The 21,223-nt window shown below is 54.7% G+C and carries 19 protein-coding genes and 1 riboswitch; all 19 genes read left to right on the top strand.

Annotated features, from left to right (window positions below; translation table 11 throughout):
• Window positions 1–10: 10 nt before the first annotated feature.
• The 19 genes from IPJ96_13855 (at window position 11) to IPJ96_13765 (ending at window position 20,898) form a co-directional block, all read left to right on the top strand.
• On the top strand, window positions 11–1,609 hold the full coding sequence (locus IPJ96_13855) for a hypothetical protein (protein ID MBK7911400.1): 1,599 nt from the start codon (window positions 11–13) through the stop codon (window positions 1,607–1,609).
• A 70-nt stretch (window positions 1,610–1,679) separates the two neighbouring features.
• Window positions 1,680–2,726 carry an undecaprenyl/decaprenyl-phosphate alpha-N-acetylglucosaminyl 1-phosphate transferase gene (locus tag IPJ96_13850; GenBank protein MBK7911399.1) on the top strand — a complete coding sequence of 349 codons (1,047 nt, stop codon included), beginning with the start codon at window positions 1,680–1,682 and terminating at the stop codon, window positions 2,724–2,726.
• Between the two features lie 62 nt (window positions 2,727–2,788).
• Window positions 2,789–3,913 carry a UDP-N-acetylglucosamine 2-epimerase (non-hydrolyzing) gene (gene wecB, locus IPJ96_13845; GenBank protein MBK7911398.1) on the top strand — a complete coding sequence of 375 codons (1,125 nt, stop codon included), beginning with the start codon at window positions 2,789–2,791 and terminating at the stop codon, window positions 3,911–3,913.
• A gap of 35 nt (window positions 3,914–3,948) precedes the next feature.
• Window positions 3,949–5,151: a UDP-N-acetyl-D-mannosamine dehydrogenase gene (wecC, locus tag IPJ96_13840; GenBank protein MBK7911397.1), complete on the top strand. Its 1,203-nt coding sequence runs from the start codon at window positions 3,949–3,951 to the stop codon at window positions 5,149–5,151.
• 76 nt (window positions 5,152–5,227) lie between these two features.
• A complete protein-coding gene (locus IPJ96_13835; GenBank protein MBK7911396.1) occupies window positions 5,228–6,490 on the top strand; it encodes a polysaccharide biosynthesis C-terminal domain-containing protein in 1,263 nt (420 codons plus the stop codon).
• A 36-nt stretch (window positions 6,491–6,526) separates the two neighbouring features.
• Complete coding sequence (locus IPJ96_13830; protein MBK7911395.1) at window positions 6,527–7,792, top strand: O-antigen ligase family protein; 1,266 nt, start codon at window positions 6,527–6,529, stop codon at window positions 7,790–7,792.
• Window positions 7,789–9,906: a glycosyltransferase gene (locus IPJ96_13825; GenBank protein ID MBK7911394.1), complete on the top strand. Its 2,118-nt coding sequence runs from the start codon at window positions 7,789–7,791 to the stop codon at window positions 9,904–9,906. The genes IPJ96_13830 and IPJ96_13825 overlap by 4 nt, the downstream gene beginning before the upstream one ends.
• A 3-nt stretch (window positions 9,907–9,909) precedes the next feature.
• Window positions 9,910–10,812, top strand: a complete 903-nt coding sequence (locus IPJ96_13820; protein MBK7911393.1) for a histone deacetylase — start codon at window positions 9,910–9,912, stop codon at window positions 10,810–10,812.
• Window positions 10,813–10,843: 31 nt separating this feature from the next.
• Window positions 10,844–12,409, top strand: coding sequence for a heparinase II/III family protein (locus tag IPJ96_13815; GenBank protein ID MBK7911392.1), 1,566 nt, complete (start codon window positions 10,844–10,846; stop codon window positions 12,407–12,409).
• Window positions 12,410–12,412: 3 nt separating this feature from the next.
• Window positions 12,413–13,633, top strand: a complete 1,221-nt coding sequence (locus tag IPJ96_13810) for a glycosyltransferase family 4 protein (protein ID MBK7911391.1) — start codon at window positions 12,413–12,415, stop codon at window positions 13,631–13,633.
• Window positions 13,634–13,701: 68 nt separating this feature from the next.
• Window positions 13,702–14,604 carry a protoheme IX farnesyltransferase gene (cyoE, locus tag IPJ96_13805; protein MBK7911390.1) on the top strand — a complete coding sequence of 301 codons (903 nt, stop codon included), beginning with the start codon at window positions 13,702–13,704 and terminating at the stop codon, window positions 14,602–14,604.
• A gap of 13 nt (window positions 14,605–14,617) precedes the next feature.
• Entirely contained in the window at window positions 14,618–15,268 is a 651-nt protein-coding gene (locus IPJ96_13800) for a heme-copper oxidase subunit III (GenBank protein MBK7911389.1), read from the top strand.
• Between the two features lie 65 nt (window positions 15,269–15,333).
• A complete protein-coding gene (locus IPJ96_13795) occupies window positions 15,334–16,146 on the top strand; it encodes a cytochrome c oxidase subunit 3 (protein ID MBK7911388.1) in 813 nt (270 codons plus the stop codon).
• A gap of 26 nt (window positions 16,147–16,172) precedes the next feature.
• Window positions 16,173–16,523, top strand: a complete 351-nt coding sequence (locus IPJ96_13790; GenBank protein MBK7911387.1) for a cytochrome C oxidase subunit IV family protein — start codon at window positions 16,173–16,175, stop codon at window positions 16,521–16,523.
• Between the two features lie 5 nt (window positions 16,524–16,528).
• On the top strand, window positions 16,529–17,182 hold the full coding sequence (locus tag IPJ96_13785) for an SCO family protein (protein ID MBK7911386.1): 654 nt from the start codon (window positions 16,529–16,531) through the stop codon (window positions 17,180–17,182).
• A gap of 54 nt (window positions 17,183–17,236) precedes the next feature.
• Window positions 17,237–17,785, top strand: a complete 549-nt coding sequence (locus IPJ96_13780; GenBank protein ID MBK7911385.1) for a DUF420 domain-containing protein — start codon at window positions 17,237–17,239, stop codon at window positions 17,783–17,785.
• A gap of 3 nt (window positions 17,786–17,788) precedes the next feature.
• Window positions 17,789–18,013, top strand: a complete 225-nt coding sequence (locus tag IPJ96_13775) for a hypothetical protein (GenBank protein ID MBK7911384.1) — start codon at window positions 17,789–17,791, stop codon at window positions 18,011–18,013.
• Between the two features lie 91 nt (window positions 18,014–18,104).
• A complete protein-coding gene (locus tag IPJ96_13770) occupies window positions 18,105–19,127 on the top strand; it encodes a rhodanese-related sulfurtransferase (protein ID MBK7911383.1) in 1,023 nt (340 codons plus the stop codon).
• Between the two features lie 157 nt (window positions 19,128–19,284).
• The gene (locus IPJ96_13765; protein MBK7911382.1) at window positions 19,285–20,898 is read left to right on the top strand and encodes a T9SS type A sorting domain-containing protein; all 1,614 of its coding nucleotides are present in this window, start codon (window positions 19,285–19,287) and stop codon (window positions 20,896–20,898) included.
• Between the two features lie 140 nt (window positions 20,899–21,038).
• Window positions 21,039–21,162, top strand: a riboswitch (SAM riboswitch).
• The last annotated feature ends 61 nt before the right edge of the window (window positions 21,163–21,223 follow it).

Genomic DNA, 21,223 nt, shown 5'->3' with positions numbered 1-21,223 from the left:
ACCTTTCAGCATGCGCCTGCGATTCCTTTTGGTTTTTATCCCGCTCTATGTAAGCCTGCTCCCGCTGAAGGCTCAGGAGTTTTTTTCACCCATGCACCGGGATTGGGCTATACTGACCGGAGGGTTCCTTTCCGTTGACACTACCGGGTTCTATACTTCCGTCAGGCCATATATGGCATGCGAGCTTCGGAACATCATGCCGTATGATTCATTGCGGCAGTATCATGGTAGGGATGCGCGATGGCTATCGACCTGGTTCGGGCGCAAGCTCCGGAAAGAACATCTATTCCAGGTACGGCAAGATGATTTTCGATTGGACATTGATCCGATTGTCAACCTTCGAATGGGACGGGAACAGGAGCAGGGCCGAAATGTATTCACCAACACGCGTGGTGTGATGGTGCAAGGCGACTATAAAGACAAATTCTATTTCTACACGCGCTTCTACGAGAATCAGGAGCGATTCGTGAATTATGTCGACAGCCTGGTAAGGCGGGACTCGGTTGTGCCGGGACAGGGAAAAGTGAAATTCCTCGAATCGGAAACATTCGATTTTAGTCAGGCGGTTGGCGGCCTTGGTTATCGGTTGAACGAGCATTTCGATTTCCTGCTGGCTACCGATAAGAACTTTCTGGGTGATGGGTATCGTTCGTTGTTGTTGTCAGACAATGCCTACAGTTATCCGTTTTTTCGTGCCCAAATGTCTTTTTGGAAATTCCGCTATGCCGTTTATTATACCGTCTTGCAGAATATGCGGGAACCGCACGACGACAATTCGGGATACTTTCGAAAGTACGCAACGATCCACTACCTGAGTGTCAATGTCGGTCGGATGAATCGTTTGAACCTGAGTTTGTTTGAGGGTGTCTTATGGAAGCCCGCGGCATATCGCGGATTTGAACTGCATTACCTGAATCCGATGCTCTTCCTGCGCCCTGTGGAGAATTCGCTGGATTCACCTGACAATGCACTGCTGGGTCTCAATGTCCGTTGGAATATCCACAAGGGCCATGTCGTGTACGGGCAGTTGTTGCTCGACGAATTCCTGTTGGACGAGGTGAGGGCCGGCAAGGGTTGGTGGGGAAACAAACAGGGACTTCAATTCGGTTATAAGGGATTCGATCTTTTCGGCGTTCCTGCACTGGGATTTCAGTCGGAGATCAATTTTGTTCGCCCGTTCACGTACCAGCATCGAACGAATTTTCAGGATTACACGCATGCGAACCAGCCGCTGGCCCATCCGTTGGGAGCTGACTTTACGGAGTGGCTGGCTTTTGCCAATTACCGCTGGCGTTCTTTCGGAGTTGAAGTGCGGTTCCAATACGCGGTTTCCGGACAGGATACCGGAACCAGTAATTTGGGTAACGACATTTTCAAAAGTTATGAAACGCGTCAGGGTGAATATGGGAACCGCATGTACCAGGGCCTGCGCACCAACCTCACCGCCTTCACCGGGAAATTGTCCTATTGCATCAACCCGGCAACGGGATTGGTGCTGGAAGCCGGACTGACCCAACGGGAACGATCCAACGATGACGGCACACAGGCAACGCAGTTGATATTCTTCGGTTTGCGTACCAGCCTGGATCAGCACTACTTCGATTTTTAGTGTTGTCCGGTACTTTTCACTTTAACATCCACTTTGGTTCCGTTGCTTTACCTTCGTATCCCGAATGGTCGTGTTTCAGTCTTTCCTGACAGCGTTGGTCCTTGCGCTGGCTGCCATGCCGGTCCTGATCCGGATCGCGCAGCAACGTGGATTTGTTGATCTGCCCGACCAGCGAAAACTGCATCAGCGGCCCATTCCCCTCCTGGGCGGCCTTGGCATTGTCTCCTCGTTTCTCCTTGCCGTATTGTTCTGGTCTGCTCCCTGGTTTGTCCCTGAACAACTTTTCCTGCTAACAGCCTTGTTGGTGGTTTTCCTGATGGGACTGCGCGATGACCTGCTGCCGCTCGGGCCACAGCTCAAACTCGCCGGCCAGGGTGTTGCAGCCTTGATCGTAGTCGTACCTGCCGGTTACCGGTTGCATGACTTGAATGGCTTGTTGGGGATGCATCTGTTGGATGGCGGACTGTCCGTTGCATTGTCCGTCCTCTTTGTCCTTTTTGTGATGAACGCCTTTAACTTCATCGACGGCGCGGATGGTTTAGCAGCACTGCTGAGCGGCATGGCCTCGATTGCATTCGTAGCCATCTTCTCCCTGGCAGGTGATCAATTATTCGCGCTGATGGCTGCGTCCTTAGCCGGCGCACTGCTTGGTTTCCTTCCGTTCAACATGCAACCCGCCAGGATCTTTATGGGGGACGCCGGCTCTTTACCGGTTGGGCTTCTGCTCGCGGTTTTTTCCATTCGGATGCTTGCTTTATCACCTGACCTGGATTTTCTCCCGGCCGGCCAGCTGCCTTCGATTCTCCTGGGCTTGTTGATTGTACCGGTCGTTGACCTGCTTCGGGTAATCACCTTGCGCGTGTTTGCCGGAAAGTCGCCCCTTTCACCGGATCGTTACCATATCCATTACCGATTGCTGGAACTCGGTTGGTCACATCGGCGTGTCAGCCTGACCTTGTTCGTGGTGAACCTGGGCTTTTTATCCTTCACCGTGTTCGCTTCGGGAATCGGGTCGCCATCTCAAACCTTTCTGATTACCCTTCTGATGGGATTGCTCTTTTCTCAGCTTCCGTACTGGCTTTTGCGGCGTAAAATCAGCGATTCTGCACTGAAATAGTGCAACCCTGACCGTTGCTTTTGGTATAAGGTAAGTCCCGGACTTAGGTCCGGAATCTACTCATGTCACCCGGTAAACGCCTGTTATTCATCTTCGGAACTCGTCCGGAAGCCATCAAATTGGCTCCCCTGATCCGTGAATTTCAATGGCGACCCGGGTTCACCGTCAAGGTTGCCGTGACGGCGCAGCACCGGGAAATGCTGGACCAGGTGTTGCAATTCTTCTCGATCCGACCCGACTATGACTTGAACATCATGCGGCCGAATCAGACCCTGTTCGACGTAACAGCCGATGGCCTGAAGGCCTTGCAACAGGTTTTCGATGATGCGAAACCGGACCTTGTATTTGTACAAGGCGATACCACGACTTCTTTCATTGGAGCCTTGGCCGCTTATTACAAAAAGGTGAAGGTCGCTCACGTGGAAGCGGGTCTGCGCAGTGGGGATAAGTATGCGCCCTATCCTGAAGAAATGAACAGGATCATGGCGGGACATCTGGCGGATATTCACTTCACACCAACGGAGCAATCGAACCGGAACCTGGCGGCGGAGGGGATCACCCAACAGGTTTTCAACGTAGGGAATACCGTGATCGATGCTTTGTTTCTGGGTCTTGATCTCTTGCGACCGAAAGGCGAAGCGTTTTTTCGTGCCGCCTTTAACGGGGTCAACCTTGACCGGAAGTTGGTTTTAATCACCGGCCACCGCCGGGAGAGTTTCGGCGCACCCTTTGAGCAGATCTGCCATGCGATCCGGAATACCGCGATCGCCCATCCGGATGTGGAATTCGTTTACCCGGTACACCTCAATCCCAATGTGCAGGACCCGGTCAACAGGATCCTGCAAGGATTGGAGAATGTTCACCTGATCAGCCCGCTCGATTATCCGCACTTCATCTGGTTGATGAACCGTTCGTCGGTCGTGCTGACCGATTCGGGCGGACTTCAGGAAGAGGCTCCGGCGCTTGGGAAACCGGTCCTGGTGATGCGCAACGTCACCGAACGGCAGGAAGGTGTGGATGCGGGTACGGCCCGACTGGTGGGTACTGACCGTGAATTGATCGAAACGGAATTGCACAAACTCCTCACTAATCAAACGGAGTATGAACGCATGGCCAAAGCTGTCAATCCTTACGGAGACGGCACGGCCTGCAGGAAGATCGTGGAAAAAGTAAACGAATTGATTTGATAAACGGGGTCTCCGGATCCTATTGAAGGAATAGCATGTCTGCGCAGGTAACAATCATGGGTTTGGGGTACATCGGACTTCCGACCGCGGCTTTGATCGCGAGCAAGGGAATTCCGGTGCAAGGGGTGGATGTCAACAAAAAGGTCGTCGATACGATCAACAAAGGAAAGATCCACATCGTGGAACCCGACCTCGAAGGCCTTGTGCATTATGCCGTACAAAAGGGTTTGCTGGTTGCCAGTACCAGTGTGAAGAGCTCCGATGTGTTTCTCGTCGCAGTACCCACGCCTTTCAAAGGCGACCACGAGCCCGACCTCGCCTATGTCGAGAAAGCAACCCGTATGATCCTGCCGCAGTTGCGAGCCGGGAACCTGTTCATCATCGAATCCACCAGTCCGGTCGGGACGACGGAGAAGATGGCAAAGCTCATTTTCAAGGATCGACCCGAACTCAAGGGAAAAATCCACATCGCCTATTGCCCGGAACGTGTTTTGCCGGGTAGTGTCATTTATGAATTGCAGCAGAACGACCGGGTGATCGGTGGTATCGATTCCGCTTCGACCGACGCGGCCGTCCGGTTTTATGGGCGCTTCGTGAAAGGGAATTTGCACAAGACCAACTCAAAGACCGCCGAGATGTGCAAACTGGTAGAGAACGCCTACCGCGATGTGAACATCGCCTTCGCGAACGAGCTCTCCATCATCTGCGATAAAGCCGGGATCGATGTGAATGAACTCATCGACCTTGCCAGTAAGCACCCACGGGTGAAGATCCTGCGCCCCGGGCCGGGTGTCGGGGGGCACTGCATTGCGGTCGATCCGTGGTTCATTGTTTCTGAATTCCCATCCGATGCGCGCATCATCCGGCTCGCCCGTCAGATCAACAATAACAAGCGGGATTGGGTATTGAAGAAGATCCGTTCACAGGCGAACGAGTTCAAGAAAAAGAACGGACGGGCGCCGGTGATAGCCTGCATGGGTCTGAGCTATAAACCCGATATCGACGATCTTCGTGAATCTCCGGCATTGGAGATCTTTCATGATCTGGAAAAGGAACGATTCCGGGTAATGGCCGTGGAACCCAATCTCCGCAAACACCCGGAACTTGAGATCACCGATACGCTCAAGGCTGTCGGAGAGGCGGATATCATTGTCTACCTCGTCGCGCACAAGGAATTCCGGAATCTTGATCCCGGTAGCGGTAAGATCATCCTCGACTTCTGCGGCATCGCCCGTTGATGGTGAGGTACGGTTCGCTCGAATTCACCGTCCCGAACCCGATCCGGTAAGGACCGGGTTCTTCGTTTGATTGCTGATGATATCGCCCAACGTCCGAAATACACTGCTGCTGCGGGTTTCAGGTTTAGGCCTGATCTACCTCTTGCAGGTATTGTTGGCCCGGCTCATGGGCCCGAAGGGCTTCGGTGATTTTACCGTCATACAAGCCTGGTTGAACGTCTTGCTGGTCGTCAGCATCTTCGGATTTGATACGGCCGCGCTGCGGTTCCTGCCTTCCCTGTTCAAGGCAAAGTCCTTCTCCAAGGCTCAGGGCTTTTTGAAGTTCTCGTTTCGCTTCATCACCATCATGGCGATTGTATGTGCGGTGATAGCATTCATCTTCCTGTTGACTACCGCTAAGAAAAGTTCCGTGAGCTTTGCGGAAGGTTTCTTCTGGTCCTTGTTCCTTTTACCCATCCTTGCGTTCATTTATCAGGGTAGTGCCGTACTGCGATCCTTGCAGCGTACGAACCTGGCCATGGTTCCGGTGTACCTGATGTTGCCGGTCTTGCTTGGGATCTCTTCACTCCTGCATTACTATAAGTATGGAAGGCTGACGGCCGACGCGGTCTTTGCCCTGTATATCCTCTGCGGCATATTGGTCAGTATAGTGCTCAACCGCTGGCTCAACCGATACGTGCATCGTCGCCTTGATCAGGCTGAGCCGGAGTTCGAGCGCAAGACCTGGATGCCGGTAGCCGCCAGTTTCCTGGTGGCGACGCTGCTCAACCTGGCCCTGAAACAAGCGGACGTACTGTATGTAGGACATTTGCTCAACCATACCAAGGCCGGATACTATGGAGCAGCCGCCCGCATGGCATCGCTCGTAGCGCTGGGATTGTCGGCCGCTGATTTTGTTTACATGCCCCGTATCGCGGCCTTGTTCCAACAGGAAAAGAAAAGAGCCTTGCAGGAAATGCTGCGACAGGCGAGCCGTCAGATATTGTTGATCTCCGTGCCGGTGATTCTGTTACTGGCAATCGCGGGAAAGATGCTGTTGGGTTGGTTTGGCGATTCGTTCCGGGATGCCTATTTGCCCTTGGTGATCCTGCTCGCCGGTCAGGCGGTCAATGCAGCTACCGGCATGGTAGGCGGTGTGTTGAGCATGACCGGGCATCACCGCATTTTTGTTTTATTCAATCTGGTTGCTTTTCTCGTTCAGTTGACGCTGAGTTGGTTGCTCATTCCGTCCTTCGGCATGACCGGCGCGGCGATCGCTACTTCAACCGCGCTGATTGCCCTGAATCTTTTGGGTTACACGTACCTGCGGCGTAAGCTCGACCTGGTGGCTTCCGTCTGAACAACGCCCGTCGCTTTTGACTAACTTAGCGGCAAGATGCTTGTAGAGTCTGCGGCCGCACCGGATTTATCCATTCGATCCACCTGGTTCGACCGCTTGTTGATTTTCCTGCTGGTTTTCAGCATCTACTTCGAAGCCAATCTGCCCTTTGTCGGAAGGGCGAGCACTCCGTTTCTCCTCTTCGCGTTCACGCTGGCGTACCTGAGTTTTTACAGGGGGCGCAGCCTGCTCAGACAATTGTCCAGCCGATACTTTATCGTTTCCCTCTTATTCGCGCTGACGTGTCTGTTCATGGAGAACCTGCACCCGGACCCGACCTATGATTTCATCACGCGATTCCTAAACATGACCATCGGCATTTTCTGTATCGCGGTACTTTGCCGGGACCTGGTCGCATTCGACATCGCGCTCTTCACCTTCGTCCTGGCCAGCGCTTTGCAATCGGTGATCCTGATCACCGGTACATTCAACATCCTCCACCAGTTTTCGGCGGATGGTTTTTACGATGCTTCCCGTGTTCGACTACAGGCCTTTGAGGAGTTTTACCTGCGCGGCAACCTCAATGATATCTCTTATTTCTCTTCCATCGGAGCCATCATCGGGATCATCTGGTCTTACTTCGAACGGGAAACCTGGAAAAAGGTACTCTTGCTGTCGCTGACGTTCCCGTCCATTCTGGGTGTCTTTCTTCCGGCCAGCCGTACCGGCGCTGTCATCTTCTTCGCTTCCATGCTCGTGTTCCTGTGGCGTTCGGGTTTCAGCCTTCGCCGTTGGGTGATTCCGGCACTCACCCTTCTGGTATTCCTGATCGTGGTCGTGCCGGAGGTTGTCTGGGTACGGCTCGGTTCACTCATGCGTTTTTCTGAATTGCAGGAACAGGATTCCCGTACAAGGGTTTACGGAGCGGTGCTGCGTAACTTCGACGACTATGTTCTGACGGGTGTTGGATCCGGGCATTACTGGGATGGATGGGCGGTCGCTTCGGGGATTACCGATCGGTTCTCACCGCAAGTGGCGGCGGCCGCACACAACGCATTCTTTCAGGTGTGGATCTATTGGGGTTTACCGGCGCTGATCCTCTTCTTTCTGCTGATACGGGAGTACGCCAGGGCCGTAGACACGCGGATCGAAGGCGACCGGAGGAAGTCCGCCATCTTTGTTTTCGCATTGATGATACCGATGATCTTCCTTTTCTACCACAGCTTCTATCATAAATCGTTTTCCATCGGTCTTGGTATGCTGTTGGGCACACGCATGTGGGAACTCTTTGATAAGGAACGGAGGGAGGAAGTCAAAGCATGAATCAGTTGCATTGGACCTTCGTGCTCGGATCCCTGCGTACCGGTGGTGCGGAGCGCGCTACCCTTAACCTGGCCAATGCACTGATACGTCGCGGACATCGCGTCAGCCTTGTGCTCTTGCATGAGGATGGCACCCTGCGTGAGCAATTGAATCCCGCTGTAGCTGTGCACGTGCTTCCCGTCGACCGTGCACGCAGGGCAGTGCCCTCACTGACCATCCTGCTGGAACGACTTCAGCCCGACCTGCTGGTGGCCGTTCAGAATCATATGCAATGGGCCGTCCTCCGTGCGAACAACCGGTTGAAGCAGTCGGTTCCGCTCATCCTGAATGAACAGAGCTCGCTCGATGAAAACCTGCGACGACAAGGCTGGAAGGGTTGGTTGCTGAAGCGGTGGTTGAAAGGCAGTTGGAAAAGAATCGCAGCCTGGACAGCTGTGTCCGAAGCATCGGCTGAAAGTCTCCGAAAGGCATTTCCGGCGGCCGGTCTGCTAATACGCGCCATTCCGAATCCCGCCGTCACCGATGAACTCGCTTCCCTCAGCAACGAAGCTGTCGATCACCCTTACTTCAGGTCCGGAACGCGCGTCATCGTCGCGGTTGGCCGCCTGGTGGAGAGTAAGAACTTTCCCTTACTGCTCAAGGCGATTGCGCGTCTTCGTGACGAGGTCAAGTTGCGTTGTATCATCCTGGGCGATGGACCTGAACGGAACAGGTTGAAAGGTCTCGTCACGCAACTGGGTCTGGACGACATCGTCGATTTGCCGGGCGCGGTTAGTAACCCCTACGCCTGGATCCGGAAAAGTCACTTGTTCGTCCTCTGTTCCGACTATGAAGGAATGCCGTTAGCGCTTATCGAGGCCATGGCCTTGGGTTGCCCGGTCGTCAGCACCGATTGTCCGGGAGGTTCCGGCGAAATCCTTCGACAAGGCGACCGGATTTACGGTGAGCTCGTTCCCGTTGGTGATGATGCCGCGCTGGCACAGGCAATCAAGAAGACGCTGCGTTCACCGATCCCTTCGAATGTGTTGCAAGATGCGGTAAAGGACTTTCACGCCAATCGTGTCGCGATCCGTTATGAAGATCTCGCGGCCGAACTGTTGCCGGAGCGCAGTCAACACCTGGTGATGCTGGTCGGGCCTGTCGCTCCTCCCCGCGGAGGCGTGTCCACCCATCTCGAACGCCTGGCAGCACATGCCGGCGCGGGTCCTTTCCGTTTCATCATTGCCGACTTCCGCAAAAGGGTGCTCATCGGACAAGAACGCCGTGCTACAGGCTTCGTCGCCTTACTTCATTATTTCCGGAAAGCAGAGATCGTGCACTTACATCTTGCGCATCCAGTCAAATTGCTGATCGCATGTTGGGCACGCATGAGCGGAAAGAAGCTCGTGTACACGCACCACAACAGCCGGGAGTTGCAGCGCTTTGATACGCGGTGGACGATGCGGCTTGCCCATCAGGTGGTGCTCGTCACCCCGGGCGCTCTGGAAGACGTACGCATTCCGGAAGAACGGGTGCAGGTGATTCCTGCTTATCTGCCTTCCCGTCCGCGTTCCGGTGTTGGCGCCGGTGTGGCCGCGCGCCTGCAAGGATACCGGCATGTAATGCTCTCCAGCGCCTTTCATCTTCCGGGGCGACCATCGATGTTGTATGGCCGGGATATTTACGGTTTTGACCTGTTGCTGCAAGCCGCGCTGAATTTTCCGGATGCCGTCCGGGAAGGAACATGTATCGTGCTCCTGGACCCTGCCGGTACCATGCGGGCAACCTATGAGCCACTGTTGCAGCAACTGCGGACAGCAGGAATCGATTGCTGGTACCCCGAAGAAGAGATTCACCTGCCTTCCATCTTACCCTGGGTCACGGTGTATGTGCGTCCGACCCGATCGGATGGTGATGCCCTCGCGGTTCGGGAAGCGCTGGCAGCCGGGGTGCCCGTCATTGCCAGTGATGTCGCGCCGCGTCCGACCGGTGTCACGATCTTTCCGTCGGGAAAAGTCGATGCCCTGGCAACAGCCCTGGAAGCGGTCTTGAACAATTCGGAACGCAAGGTGTTTGTCCAGCCGGACCACCTCGCGCCTTTGATCTCCCTCTATCGCCGCTTGTCTGTCCGCTAAACCGTGTTGCACGTTTCGTACGCACCGATCTATGCGCATCCTTTACCATCGGGACATCGGTTCCCGATGGCGAAGTATGACTGGATACCGCAGCAGCTATTGCTGGAAGGTGTAATCACCGCGGACGACCTCGACGCTCCGGATCGATGTCCGGATCAAATTGCCGCACTCGTGCATGACCCGGCTTACCTGGACAAACTCAACGGACTAAAACTCGACGAGCGCGAGCAGCGCCGGATCGGGTTTCCTCAATCTCCATTACTCGTTGAGCGCGAATTCCGGATCGTGCAGGGAACGATCAACGCCTGTGTTGCGGCCAGTTCGGCGGGCGTGGGACTGAACGTTGCCGGTGGAACGCACCACGCTTTTCGTGATCGGGGCGAGGGGTTTTGTCTGCTGAATGACTTTGCCGTGGCATCTGCCTGCCTGTTGCAATCGGGCAGGGCTCATCGGATCCTGATCGTTGACCTCGATGTACACCAGGGCAACGGTACAGCGGCGATTTTTCATCAGGATGATCGCGTTTACACGTTTTCCATGCACGGTGCGCACAACTATCCTTTTCACAAGGAACAAAGTGACCGTGATGTGCCGTTGCGCGATGGTATCGGTGACGACGAATACCTGGGTTTACTTCGCGATCATCTGCAGGAACTACTCCGGGAGTTCTCGCCGGATTTTGTCTGTTACCTTTCGGGTGTTGATGTGCTGGCTACTGATAAGTTCGGGAAGTTGAAACTTACCCGCGCAGCTTGTCAGGAGCGCGACAAAATCGTCTTCTCGACGTTTCGTGACCGCAACATCCCGGTGGCAGTTGCGATGGGCGGAGGCTATTCGCCCGACCTGCGAACCATCGTCGAGGCGCATTGCGATACTTTTCGGATCGCGCGAGATCTGTATTGCTGAGGGTTAACGGCCGAGGTCGTATTTTGTGCGCATGTCCGTTTCAATGACCGCAGGTTGGCGATCGTTCCGCCGCTACCGTGCCAGCCAATGGCTCGCGGCAGCCCGACTGATGGTCGCGAAGCGAATCGTACAGGCCGGTTGGTACAAACGGCGGGACGTTTCAACGACGCGTCGGCCGGGCAGGTTGTTTACGTTCCGGCTGCAACAGTCGGAGTACTTCGACGGACAGCGATTCCGGATCGACTCGCACGACATACCGTTCAGCCACGGAATGGACTGGCAGCAGAGCAGGAGGGAAGCACTTGTTGGGATCAGACTTCGCGGTTGGTCCTGGTTGCGTACCGAAGGATTGAAGGAAGAACACGCGCTTGGAGCATTACTGGATTTCATCGCCACGGAGAATGGTTTCACGTATCGTGCGGAGCCGTATGAATTGTCGCTGCGGATCCAACATGCATGTTGGTGGCTGGGTTATCATGACCGGGCCGACGTAATCGTCATGCAATACATTGCCGATGCAGCCGCACGATTGCGTTGGCTGACGGAAGAGCACTTATCCAACAATCATTTGCTCGAAAACGGTTTCGCCCTGTGTTGGGCGGGCTTGATCCTGGACAATGCCTCGTATCGCTCCCGTGGATTGGACATCCTGCGAACCGCCTGGCAAAGCCAGGTGCTTCCTTCGGGTAGCCATTCGGAGCAATCCCCGATGTATCAGCATATCCTGTTGGCCCGCTGCATCGAGACCATTGCGCTCATGCGGAATTGCAGCAAAGAAACGGAAGCAGGATTCCTGGTACCGGTTGTTGCATCCTTGGCAGGATGGTTAAGTTATCTGCAATGGCGGAACGGTGCTTTTCCCGTAATCAACGACAGCGTAGAACGGCCGCTTCCCGAGTTTTCCGAACTGAGCGCGGCGCTGAGCGCGTTGGGGATCGATCAGCAGCAGCCGGTGGTCGCAGGTCCGCAGGTTCGTTTGACCAACGATAGCTTCGAATGTTGCTTCGATGTGTCCGGTATGGAGCCCGCGCATTGTCCGGGACACGCACATTCCGACACTTTACAACTATTGCTGAATGTGCATGGAGAATCCCTTTTGGTGGACCCCGGTACAAGTACCTATGCAGCAGGTGAGCAAAGAAGCCGGGAACGTTCAGTGTATTTTCACAACACTGTTCATCAGCGGGGAGATGATCCGGCAGAATTGCTCGGGGCATTTCGACTTGGCAGATCGCCCGGGGTGAAGTTGATGAATGTGTCGGTGAATGAAGTTTTGGCTGAACTGACTTCAACGTATCGTCATCAGCGCCAGGTTCAGTTGAACTCCCACGAACTGAAGGTCGTAGATGAAATCTCATCGGAGGAACCTGCATTTGCCTGTTGGCTTGTCGATAAAAAAACCGGTCCGGTCTTGAAGAATGGAATGTTAACGACTAAGTTTGTTACGATTCAATTTCACGGAGTTGTTGGAATTGAGTTATCGGAATTTCACTATGCCGTTGATTTCGGACTATTCAAGGAAGCTGTTGCGGTAAAAGTTGAATTTCGGAGACGTCTTGAGACCCGCTTCATATTGCGGGAGGCGTCCATGAGTTGAAAGATGTCAAAGGTCCACCTGGTCACACCGCACTTTGCGCCGGAAATCACCGCCGCGGCACATCGCATGGAAGCGTTGGCGAACACGCTTTCCCGCGAGCACCAGGTTATCGTGTATGCACTGACTGAACGCGGGGTCACACCCGCCGAGAAGGAAGTGATGCTGTCGGACAACCTGACGGTGCGCTACATCGCGCTGCCGGAATACCCCAAGGCCTTATTCTTCCTTCGCGCATTCGTGGAAGCCTGGTATTCGGTTCGCCTGGCCTTTGCGGCCACACGGCGCCGTTCCGATTGGCTGATCGCGACTTCGCCCTTCATGTTCCTCATTCCGGCTATCGCGTTCTTCGGTCGCGGAAGAAGGAAGATCATGGATGTCCGCGACCTCGTATGGTGCTACATGCCGGACCGTAACATCTTCCAGCGGGCCATTCGCTCCCTCTTGCAACGCGTGATCGTACGGTCCCTGCGGAAATTCGACCACATCACCGTAACCAACAGCAGCGAAGAACAGTGGATGATCCGAACGGCGGCTGTTCCTCGTGCCCGGCTGAGCATAGTAAGCAACGGACTTTCGCAGGATCGATTCCGCAGACTCAGTAATATCGCCTACTATCCGCCGGAGCACCCGTTGGTCATTACCTACATCGGTAACATCGGCAATGGACAGGACCTGGGGCCTGTGATCGATGTGGTGCGCCATTTGCCGGACGTGAAATTGAACCTGATCGGCGATGGCATCGAATTGGAACGCTACCGAAAATACATCCGGCAGGAAAACATCCGCAACGTGCAGTTTTTCGGAAAGATGAAGTGGAATCGTCTGTTGCCGTTCTATCAGACTTCATCCATTCTCCTCGCACGTCTCGGCAAGAATTATCAGAGCGCGTTGCCCAGTAAATTGTTCGAGTATTTGGCCACCGGATTACCGGTCTTGTTCTACGGCAACGGGGAGGCCGCCCGCTTCCTGAAAGACTTCGAAAATGTATTCATCGTTCGGCAGGAGGATCAGGAAGAATTGCGCCGCGCGATCCGGCAACTGCAGACGCTGACTCCGCCCCGCTCATTCGCTAATATCCTGCGTGTGGAGTCCAATTTCATCCGGGAGCACCTGAACCTCCGCTACCTTGATTTGTTAAAAGATCCAGCGGAACGGGTTACGGTTCTCGAGCCCATCGGGATGGATGCTCAGAGCAGAGCGGATTGGTCCCTTCGGGAGGCCTGACGCGCCTTGGAACCCTTCCCGGAATTCCCTAAACTTGCAGCCCTTTTACAAGGCATCCCTGCTACCGGATGGCGCAAAAATCAATCGCTTTATCGGATAAACCCGTGACCCTCTCGGCACGCATCCAGGATTACATCCAGCTCACGAAGTTTCGGCTCTCTTCCCTGGTAGTATTCTCAGCGGCAACGGGTTACATCATCGCGGAAGGCGCTGACTTTCAGTGGTCTACTTTATTGTTGCTCATGCTCGGCGGCTTCCTGGTAACGGGGTCGTCCAACGCGTTCAACCAGGTCATTGAGCGTGATCTGGATAAATTGATGGACCGAACGGCCAATCGCCCGCTACCCGCCGGCAGGATGTCCGTCCCCGAAGCCCTTGTTGCTTCCGTTCTGATGGGTGTCTCGGGGGTCTTGATATTGTGGTTGGGAATCAATGCCTTGTGCGGAATTCTCAGTCTGGTCAGTCTGGTCATTTATACGACCATCTACACGCCCGCAAAGCGGGTGACTCCATTCGCGGTATTGATCGGCGCGTTCCCGGGAGCTTTTCCGCCCCTGCTGGGCTGGGTGGCCGGTAAAGGTGAGATCGGACTCGAGGCACTCATCCTGTACGCCCTTCAGTTCATCTGGCAGTTCCCGCACTTTTGGGCGATTGCCTGGGTCTTGCACGATGATTACCTGAAGGCCGGCTTCCGCATGTTGCCCGGACCCCACGGGCGCGATCGTTCTTCAGCGTTTCAGACCATGGTGTACACGCTCGGTCTGGTACCCATGGCTTTTCTGCCATTGGCATTTCACTTCACCGGTTGGTTCACCGCCTTGCTGCTGGCAGCCTGTGGAATCTACTTTTCCCTGCAGGCAATCCGCCTCTATCGTTCGCTCGAAATCAAAGACGCACAGAAACTCATGTTCGGATCCTTCATTTACCTACCGGTTGTGCAGTTGATCTGGATGCTCGATAAACTCGTCTGATACCATGACTACCATGACGGCAAGCACAGAACAGTCCGGATTCGATAAGGTGAAAGCGCAGCGCGGACTGATGTGGTTCGGCATCATCAGCATCGTCATGCTCTTCGCCGGCCTGACCTCCGCTTACATCGTGCGGATGGGAGACGGCAAATGGGTGCAGTTCGCTCTCCCGAATACGTTTATCATCAGTACCCTGGTCATTCTTGCCAGCAGCGTGCCGATGCAATGGGCGGTCAAGTCGGCCGAAAAGGGTAACCAAAAAAACCTGGTCACCGCCCTGTGGCTGACACTCCTGCTGGGTATCGGCTTCGTCTTGGTTCAGTACATCGCCTGGACCGAGCTTTTCTCCCAGGGTATCGCGCTCACCGGCCGGATCAAAGACATCAAGACCACCGACATCGTTTACGTCCCTTCCGGAAAGGAAACCTTTGAACAGGCTGGCGACGCCGGTAATGTAGCCGGTTCGTTTCTCTATGTCATTACCGGCCTACATATTGTTCACCTCTTGGGCGGTATGATCGCCCTATTTATTGTAATTTGGCGCGCAAATCGAAAGAAATACACGGTTGAAAAGCATAATGGCGTGAGGATGTGCGCACTATACTGGCACTTCCTTTCAGGCTTGTGGCTGTACCTGTTTTTCTTTTTACTTTACGTCCGCTAAAAAAAGCAACTTTGGGGCTTTCCCGGAGTACAACGACACCGAAAACTCATAATTCAGCGAAATAAATGGCCAATCACGCTGCCGTAGCCGAATCCGGACAGTCCGTCTGGGGAGGCGGTCGCTCACCTTTCCAGGTAAGCTGGGGGAAGATGTTCATGTGGTTCTTCCTCGTATCCGACGCCTTCACGTTTTCCAGTCTTCTGATCGCATATGGTTATATGCGTCACCGCTTCACGGAGATCTGGCCGAAGCCGGGCGACGTATTCACGCACTTCCCGTTCATCCATGGGCACGTGCCTCTGGCGTACGTCGGTCTGATGACCTTCATCCTGATCATGTCTTCCGTGACCATGGTGCTCGCCGTTGACGCCGGACACAGTCTGAAAAAGAACGGTGTGATCCGCTGGTTGTGGCTGACCATTATCGGTGGCTTCATGTTCCTTGGCTCTCAGGCATGGGAATGGTATCACTTCATTCACGGTTCTGAAAAAGGTTCTTTCATCCTCGCCGACGGCCGTTTTGCCCGTACCGATGATCTGGAACCGGGCACGCTGATCTTCCACGACCATTCGAAAGTGGAAGGCGCCGAAGCCCAGGAACTCATGTCAACGGCGGTTCGCAATATCCAGGGCGCGAACCTGAAGGAGAATGAATACGGCCGTACACCCCTCTTCGCCAATTTCTTCTTCTTCATCACCGGCTTCCACGGTTTCCACGTATTCAGCGGCGTGGTGCTTAACATCATCGTGCTCGCGCTGGTCTACCAGAATTTCTGCGAAAAGAAAAAGGACTATGAACTGGTCGAAAAAGTAGGTCTCTACTGGCACTTCGTCGACCTGGTCTGGGTCTTCGTGTTTACCTTCTTCTACCTCGTCTGATCGTCTAACTCCGCATACGCATCACCATGTCTGATATCCATCACGAAGTCATCTCCCACGCCAGCGAAGACAAGGCGCACTCTGCCTTGAATACCAAAGTGATCTGGAAAGTATTCTGGATCCTGCTTGGCGTGACCATCTTCGAAGTCGGCATCGCGTTCACCTCGATCTCACCGACGATCCTGATGTACATCTTCATCGCCCTGACGATCGTTAAGTCATACTACATCGTCGGCTACTTCATGCACATGAAGTTCGAGGTGATGCCGTTCCAGTGGTCGGTGTTGCTGCCGTTCATCCTGATCGTGTACCTGATCTTCATCGCCCTCTACGAAGGCTCCGCGCTCAGTATGGCAGGTACATCCGTCGGATACTGACCGCCATGGCTGCCCGTTGGAAGCGGCTGGCCGTCCCGCTTATCATCCTTGCCTTCCCCGTCGCCTTTTGGCTGATTATCTCGCGCGGGGAAAACCACTTGAAACGGCTGCCCGTCATAGGTCCTGCCGATGTTGCCGCCAACGGCGATACCATTTACCATACGATTGCCGATTTTTCCCTCACCAATCAGGAGGGAAAGGTCATTACACAGGCTGATCTCACCGGCAAGATCTACGTCGCCAATTTCTTTTTCGCCACTTGTCCCACCATCTGTCCTAAGATGAACGAAAACTTCCGGAAAGTGCAGCAGGAATTCAAGGGAAGCAACGACGTGCGGATGGTGTCCTATACCGTTGACCCCGAACAGGACTCGGTTCCTGCCCTGAAAGCCTACGCCGAGAAGATGTACGCCGACAATTCCTTCTGGTGGTTCCTGACCGGTAACAAGGATTCAATCTATACCCTGGCCCGAGAATCCTACCTCGTGCCGGCGGCTTCCGGTAAGACAGCCGAAGATTTCTTCCATTCCGATCAGCTCATCCTCATCGATAAGGAGAAACGCATTCGCGGCTTGTACGACGGCATGGACCCTTACGCGGTCGATACCCTTATCGCCGAAATGAAGGTGCTCCTGCACGAGTACGTCGAGGAAAAGTAAGCCGCACGCGAACATCGGACCGATCCGATTGTTCTCCAGTCACCGACTTCTGCCATGCATTCAACTTCTCTCAACAAGGCCAACGATCGCCCGGTCTATTGGATCATCGGGATATTCTCGGTGGTCGTCTTTGCCCTGGTAGCCGTACTCGGTCGACTTCCGAAAGTACCCGATCATCCGGCCTGGGTCGAACAACTGCCGGCGTTCAATGCGATCATCAACGGCACTTGCTTTTTCCTCTTGTTGGCATCCCTCTGGTTTATCCGAAAGCGCAACATTCCGATGCATCGCCGGCTGAACCTGCTGGCCTCGGCTTTATCGGTCATTTTCCTGGCTTCTTACGTGACCTTCCATTACTTCGTGGAAGAAACGCGCTTTCCGGCCGATGATCCACTGCGGCCCGTATACCTCGTCATTCTTGCTACCCACATCCTCCTGGCGGCCATTGTCCTCCCGCTCGTTTTGCTATCTTTGTATCGCGGATTGACCAACCAGGTTGATCGTCATCGGAAAATCGTCCGCTGGTCGTATCCGGTCTGGTTGTATGTAACCTTCACTGGTGTGATTGTCTACCTGATGATCGCGCCCCATTATCGTTTCTGAACCATGAAACGCCTCGCAGTACCCTTCTTCGCCATCTTTCTGCTCCTCGCGTCATCCGATGTGTCCGCGCAATGCGCCATGTGCAAGCGAAATGTGGAAACCAATCGTGAGCAGGGTACCAACAAGGTCGGAAAAGGGCTGAACCAGGGCATTCTGTACCTCATGGCCGTTCCCTATCTCATGGGCGCCATCGGGATTTACTCCTGGATGAAATCCCGGAAAAAATAGCGCCGCCCTCAATTCGATCTTAGAAATTTGATTTTTATCATAAAAAGGCGTCTTTGACACACCTTTTTTAGTTCCGTACCTTTGCAGCCCCATGCAAGGTTATAACACCTTCGATCGCGACACCCTGATCCGGCAGTTGGAAGCGGAGAATCAACCGCGTACTACGCTGTCATTTTACCGGTATGTCAACATCGACGATCCTTCCGCGCTGCGCCAGCGGCTGTTCACCGAATGGCCGGGCATGGGGATTCGTGGTCGGATCTATTTGGCGAAGGAGGGAGTGAATGCACAGTTGTCGTTACCGGCCGCGCGTCTCGACGAATTCCGTGCCTGGATCGATGCCTGCCCCGGCTTCGAACAAATCCCGTTCAAGATCGCCGTGGAGGATGACGGAAAGTCTTTTCTCAAGCTGATCGTCAAGGTGAAGAAAAAGATCGTGGCCGACGGCCTCGATGATGACGCATTCGACACGACGAACGTCGGTCGTCACCTCGACGCGAAATCCTGGAATGACGCACTGGCGCAACCCGATACCATCGTGGTCGACATGCGCAATTGTTACGAGAGCGAAGTGGGCCGCTTTCCCGGCGCCCTTTGTCCGGACGTCGTCACCTTCCGCGAAGAACTGCCGCTCGTACTCGATAGCCTGAAAGGCAAGGAGCAAAGCAAAGTGTTGTTGTATTGCACCGGCGGTGTACGGTGTGAGAAAGCCAGCGCTTTTTTAAGGCATCATGGTTTCGAAGACGTGAATCAACTGCACGGCGGGATCATCGACTACACCCGGCAGGTGAGGGCGGAGGGTTTGGAGAACCGTTTCATCGGAAAGAATTTCGTCTTCGACGAACGCATGGGCGAGCGGATCTCCGACGATGTCATCGCGCATTGTCACCAGTGCGGAAAGCCCGCCGACACCCACGTGAACTGCGCCAACGAAGCCTGTCACGTGCTTTTTATCCAGTGTTCCGAATGCGCCGCGAAGATGGAACAATGCTGCTCCGTCGAATGCCGCGACGAAGTCCACCTCCCGCTGGCCGAGCAAAAGGCCCGCCGCAAAGGCCGGCACACCGAAGTGCACCAACTTTACCGGCCCACGATTCAGCGACTGGAGGAGTAGTTTTTTCGGCCGTTTTTCCCCGAAAGACCAAAACCGGATACCGGCCTGCCCCTTCCGCTCTTTTCTCCGGATACATTTTTTATCTAACTTCGGTCAACCCCCGGCACCAACCCGGAGGCATCCCTTTTAACCGATACACACCTAAAACCACCAACCGATGATCAAACAACTACGCAACACGATCGCTGCGTTTGCTTTGGCGGCTCTGCCGTTCGGAGCAAGTGCACAAACGGTTCTCTTTACAGAGGACTTTGCTTCCCAAAGTCTGCCGGCAGGCTGGACGAACGACAGTCTGGGTAACGTGCCCGCACTCGCCTGGGAATTCAACAATCCGTTTGCCCGTGCCATCACCGGCGCCGGCTTTGATGCCAACTTTGCCATCTTCGATTCCGACCAGGGCAGCACAGACGACGGTATCGACGAACTCGCCAGCCTCACCACGCCGAGCATCGACATCAGTACGGCTACGATCTCGCTCTTCATCGAAGTGGACGAGCAGTACCGATCGCTCCTTGGCCCGGGACAAGGCGGCTCCGCTCGTCACATCGAATATTCGACCGATGGCGGCGCGACCTGGACGACCTTAGTGTTAGACAGTGTGGATCTTGGCTACCCGAATCCGGCGGTCCATTCAAGCTACGATATCAGCAGCCTCATCGGCACCGCGACCGCGCTTCAAGTGCGCTTCACCTGGACCGGTTCCTGGGACTGGTGGTGGGCACTCGACAATGTCGAAGTCATCAGCTACCCGAACTGCACCGCGCCTCCGGTGGCCGGAGACGCCACGTCGTCTTCGGTGCTGGTCTGTGCCAACGAGAACTTCCTGCTCGAACTTGTCGGCAACGACAACGGCATCGGCATCACCTATCAGTGGCAGAACTCGCCGGACGGCAGCACCTGGACCGATATTCCCGGTGCCACCGCCTCCTCGCTCGACACCAACCAGTCGTCCATGACCTACTACCAGTGCCTGGTTACCTGCTCCGGCAGCACCACGCCTTCCGGTTCCATCATGGTCGATAACAAGCCCGCTTACCTCTGTCCCTGCCCAGGTGACCATGGAGGCGTGGATTGTCTGGGTGTGAACTCCGAGATCGACAACGTCACCATCACCGGCACCTCGCTGAACAACAGCTCCGGTTGTGACCAGCAGACCGGTGTGGCGTACACCTACTGGCCGGTGACAGCATCGACTACCGCGGAGCTGGTACGCGGCAATGCGTACGATTTCAGCGTCACCACCAACGACGACAACATCATCTCGATCTGGATCGACTTCAACGCCAACGGCGACCTCGCTGCGGACGAGTGGGTACAGGTTTGCACGACCTCTATCGCCGGCACTCCCAACACAGTGAACTGGACCATTCCGGGCGGCGCCACCCAGGGCCCCGCGATCATGCGTGTGCGTTCCCGCCTGGTGAACAATACCAACGACGCTACCAGCTCCTGCCTGACCTTCGGTTCCGGTGAAACGGAAGACTACCTGATCGGCCTCGACTTCAATGTCGGTACCATCGCGCCGGAACTCAACGGCTCGGTGCTCTACCCGAACCCCACCAATGGACTGCTCAACGTGTTCTTCCCGAACATGAAGGGTCAGTGCACGGTTCGTCTGTTCGACGGCATGGGCCGCCAGTTGCAAATGCTCAACAACGATAACCTCGTCAGCCTCCAGCTCGACCTGGGTGCTTACAACAACGGTATCTACTTCGTAAAAGTGGAAACTCCGAACGGCTCGATCACCAAGCCGATCGTGTTGCAGCGTTAATCCCAATGATCATCACATGAAAGCCTTCCTTCGGGGAGGCTTTCGTGTTTTTAAGTATTTATGCGAGTCACTTTTAGACGAAAGCAAATTCGTTATCTTTGCACCAGTTCTTTCCACCTCCTCTCGTCTTTCGACGAGACGGCTTATCCAGAAAGGCTGAGGGATTGCGCCCTGTGAAGCCTTGGCAACCGGTTCTAAATTGTTGAAAAACAATAGAATAAGGTGCCACCTCGCACTCCGCCATTTGGTGGAGAGAGATAAGTCAGAATGATCGTTGCCCAATCGAAATCGCCATACGATCCCTTCTGACTAGCGCAGGAGGGAT

Source organism: Bacteroidota bacterium, assembly GCA_016713765.1.
GTDB classification, from domain to species: Bacteria; Bacteroidota; Bacteroidia; order AKYH767-A; family 2013-40CM-41-45; genus Pollutiaquabacter; species Pollutiaquabacter aromativorans.
Note: the sequence above shows the minus strand (reverse complement) of the source record. Positions and strands in the feature narration are given on the sequence as shown.

What these genes read in the sequence shown, in the direction of transcription:
- IPJ96_13855 (MBK7911400.1), top strand. Translation starts at nt 11, where the DNA reads ATGCGCCTGCGATTCCTTTTGGTTTTTATCCCGCTCTATGTAAGCCTG.
- wecB (MBK7911398.1), top strand. Translation starts at nt 2,789, where the DNA reads ATGTCACCCGGTAAACGCCTGTTATTCATCTTCGGAACTCGTCCGGAA.
- wecC (MBK7911397.1), top strand. Translation starts at nt 3,949, where the DNA reads ATGTCTGCGCAGGTAACAATCATGGGTTTGGGGTACATCGGACTTCCG.
- IPJ96_13835 (MBK7911396.1), top strand. Translation starts at nt 5,228, where the DNA reads ATGATATCGCCCAACGTCCGAAATACACTGCTGCTGCGGGTTTCAGGT.
- IPJ96_13830 (MBK7911395.1), top strand. Translation starts at nt 6,527, where the DNA reads ATGCTTGTAGAGTCTGCGGCCGCACCGGATTTATCCATTCGATCCACC.
- IPJ96_13825 (MBK7911394.1), top strand. Translation starts at nt 7,789, where the DNA reads ATGAATCAGTTGCATTGGACCTTCGTGCTCGGATCCCTGCGTACCGGT.
- IPJ96_13815 (MBK7911392.1), top strand. Translation starts at nt 10,844, where the DNA reads ATGTCCGTTTCAATGACCGCAGGTTGGCGATCGTTCCGCCGCTACCGT.
- IPJ96_13810 (MBK7911391.1), top strand. Translation starts at nt 12,413, where the DNA reads ATGTCAAAGGTCCACCTGGTCACACCGCACTTTGCGCCGGAAATCACC.
- cyoE (MBK7911390.1), top strand. Translation starts at nt 13,702, where the DNA reads ATGGCGCAAAAATCAATCGCTTTATCGGATAAACCCGTGACCCTCTCG.
- IPJ96_13800 (MBK7911389.1), top strand. Translation starts at nt 14,618, where the DNA reads ATGACGGCAAGCACAGAACAGTCCGGATTCGATAAGGTGAAAGCGCAG.
- IPJ96_13795 (MBK7911388.1), top strand. Translation starts at nt 15,334, where the DNA reads ATGGCCAATCACGCTGCCGTAGCCGAATCCGGACAGTCCGTCTGGGGA.
- IPJ96_13790 (MBK7911387.1), top strand. Translation starts at nt 16,173, where the DNA reads ATGTCTGATATCCATCACGAAGTCATCTCCCACGCCAGCGAAGACAAG.
- IPJ96_13785 (MBK7911386.1), top strand. Translation starts at nt 16,529, where the DNA reads ATGGCTGCCCGTTGGAAGCGGCTGGCCGTCCCGCTTATCATCCTTGCC.
- IPJ96_13780 (MBK7911385.1), top strand. Translation starts at nt 17,237, where the DNA reads ATGCATTCAACTTCTCTCAACAAGGCCAACGATCGCCCGGTCTATTGG.
- IPJ96_13775 (MBK7911384.1), top strand. Translation starts at nt 17,789, where the DNA reads ATGAAACGCCTCGCAGTACCCTTCTTCGCCATCTTTCTGCTCCTCGCG.
- IPJ96_13770 (MBK7911383.1), top strand. Translation starts at nt 18,105, where the DNA reads ATGCAAGGTTATAACACCTTCGATCGCGACACCCTGATCCGGCAGTTG.
- IPJ96_13765 (MBK7911382.1), top strand. Translation starts at nt 19,285, where the DNA reads ATGATCAAACAACTACGCAACACGATCGCTGCGTTTGCTTTGGCGGCT.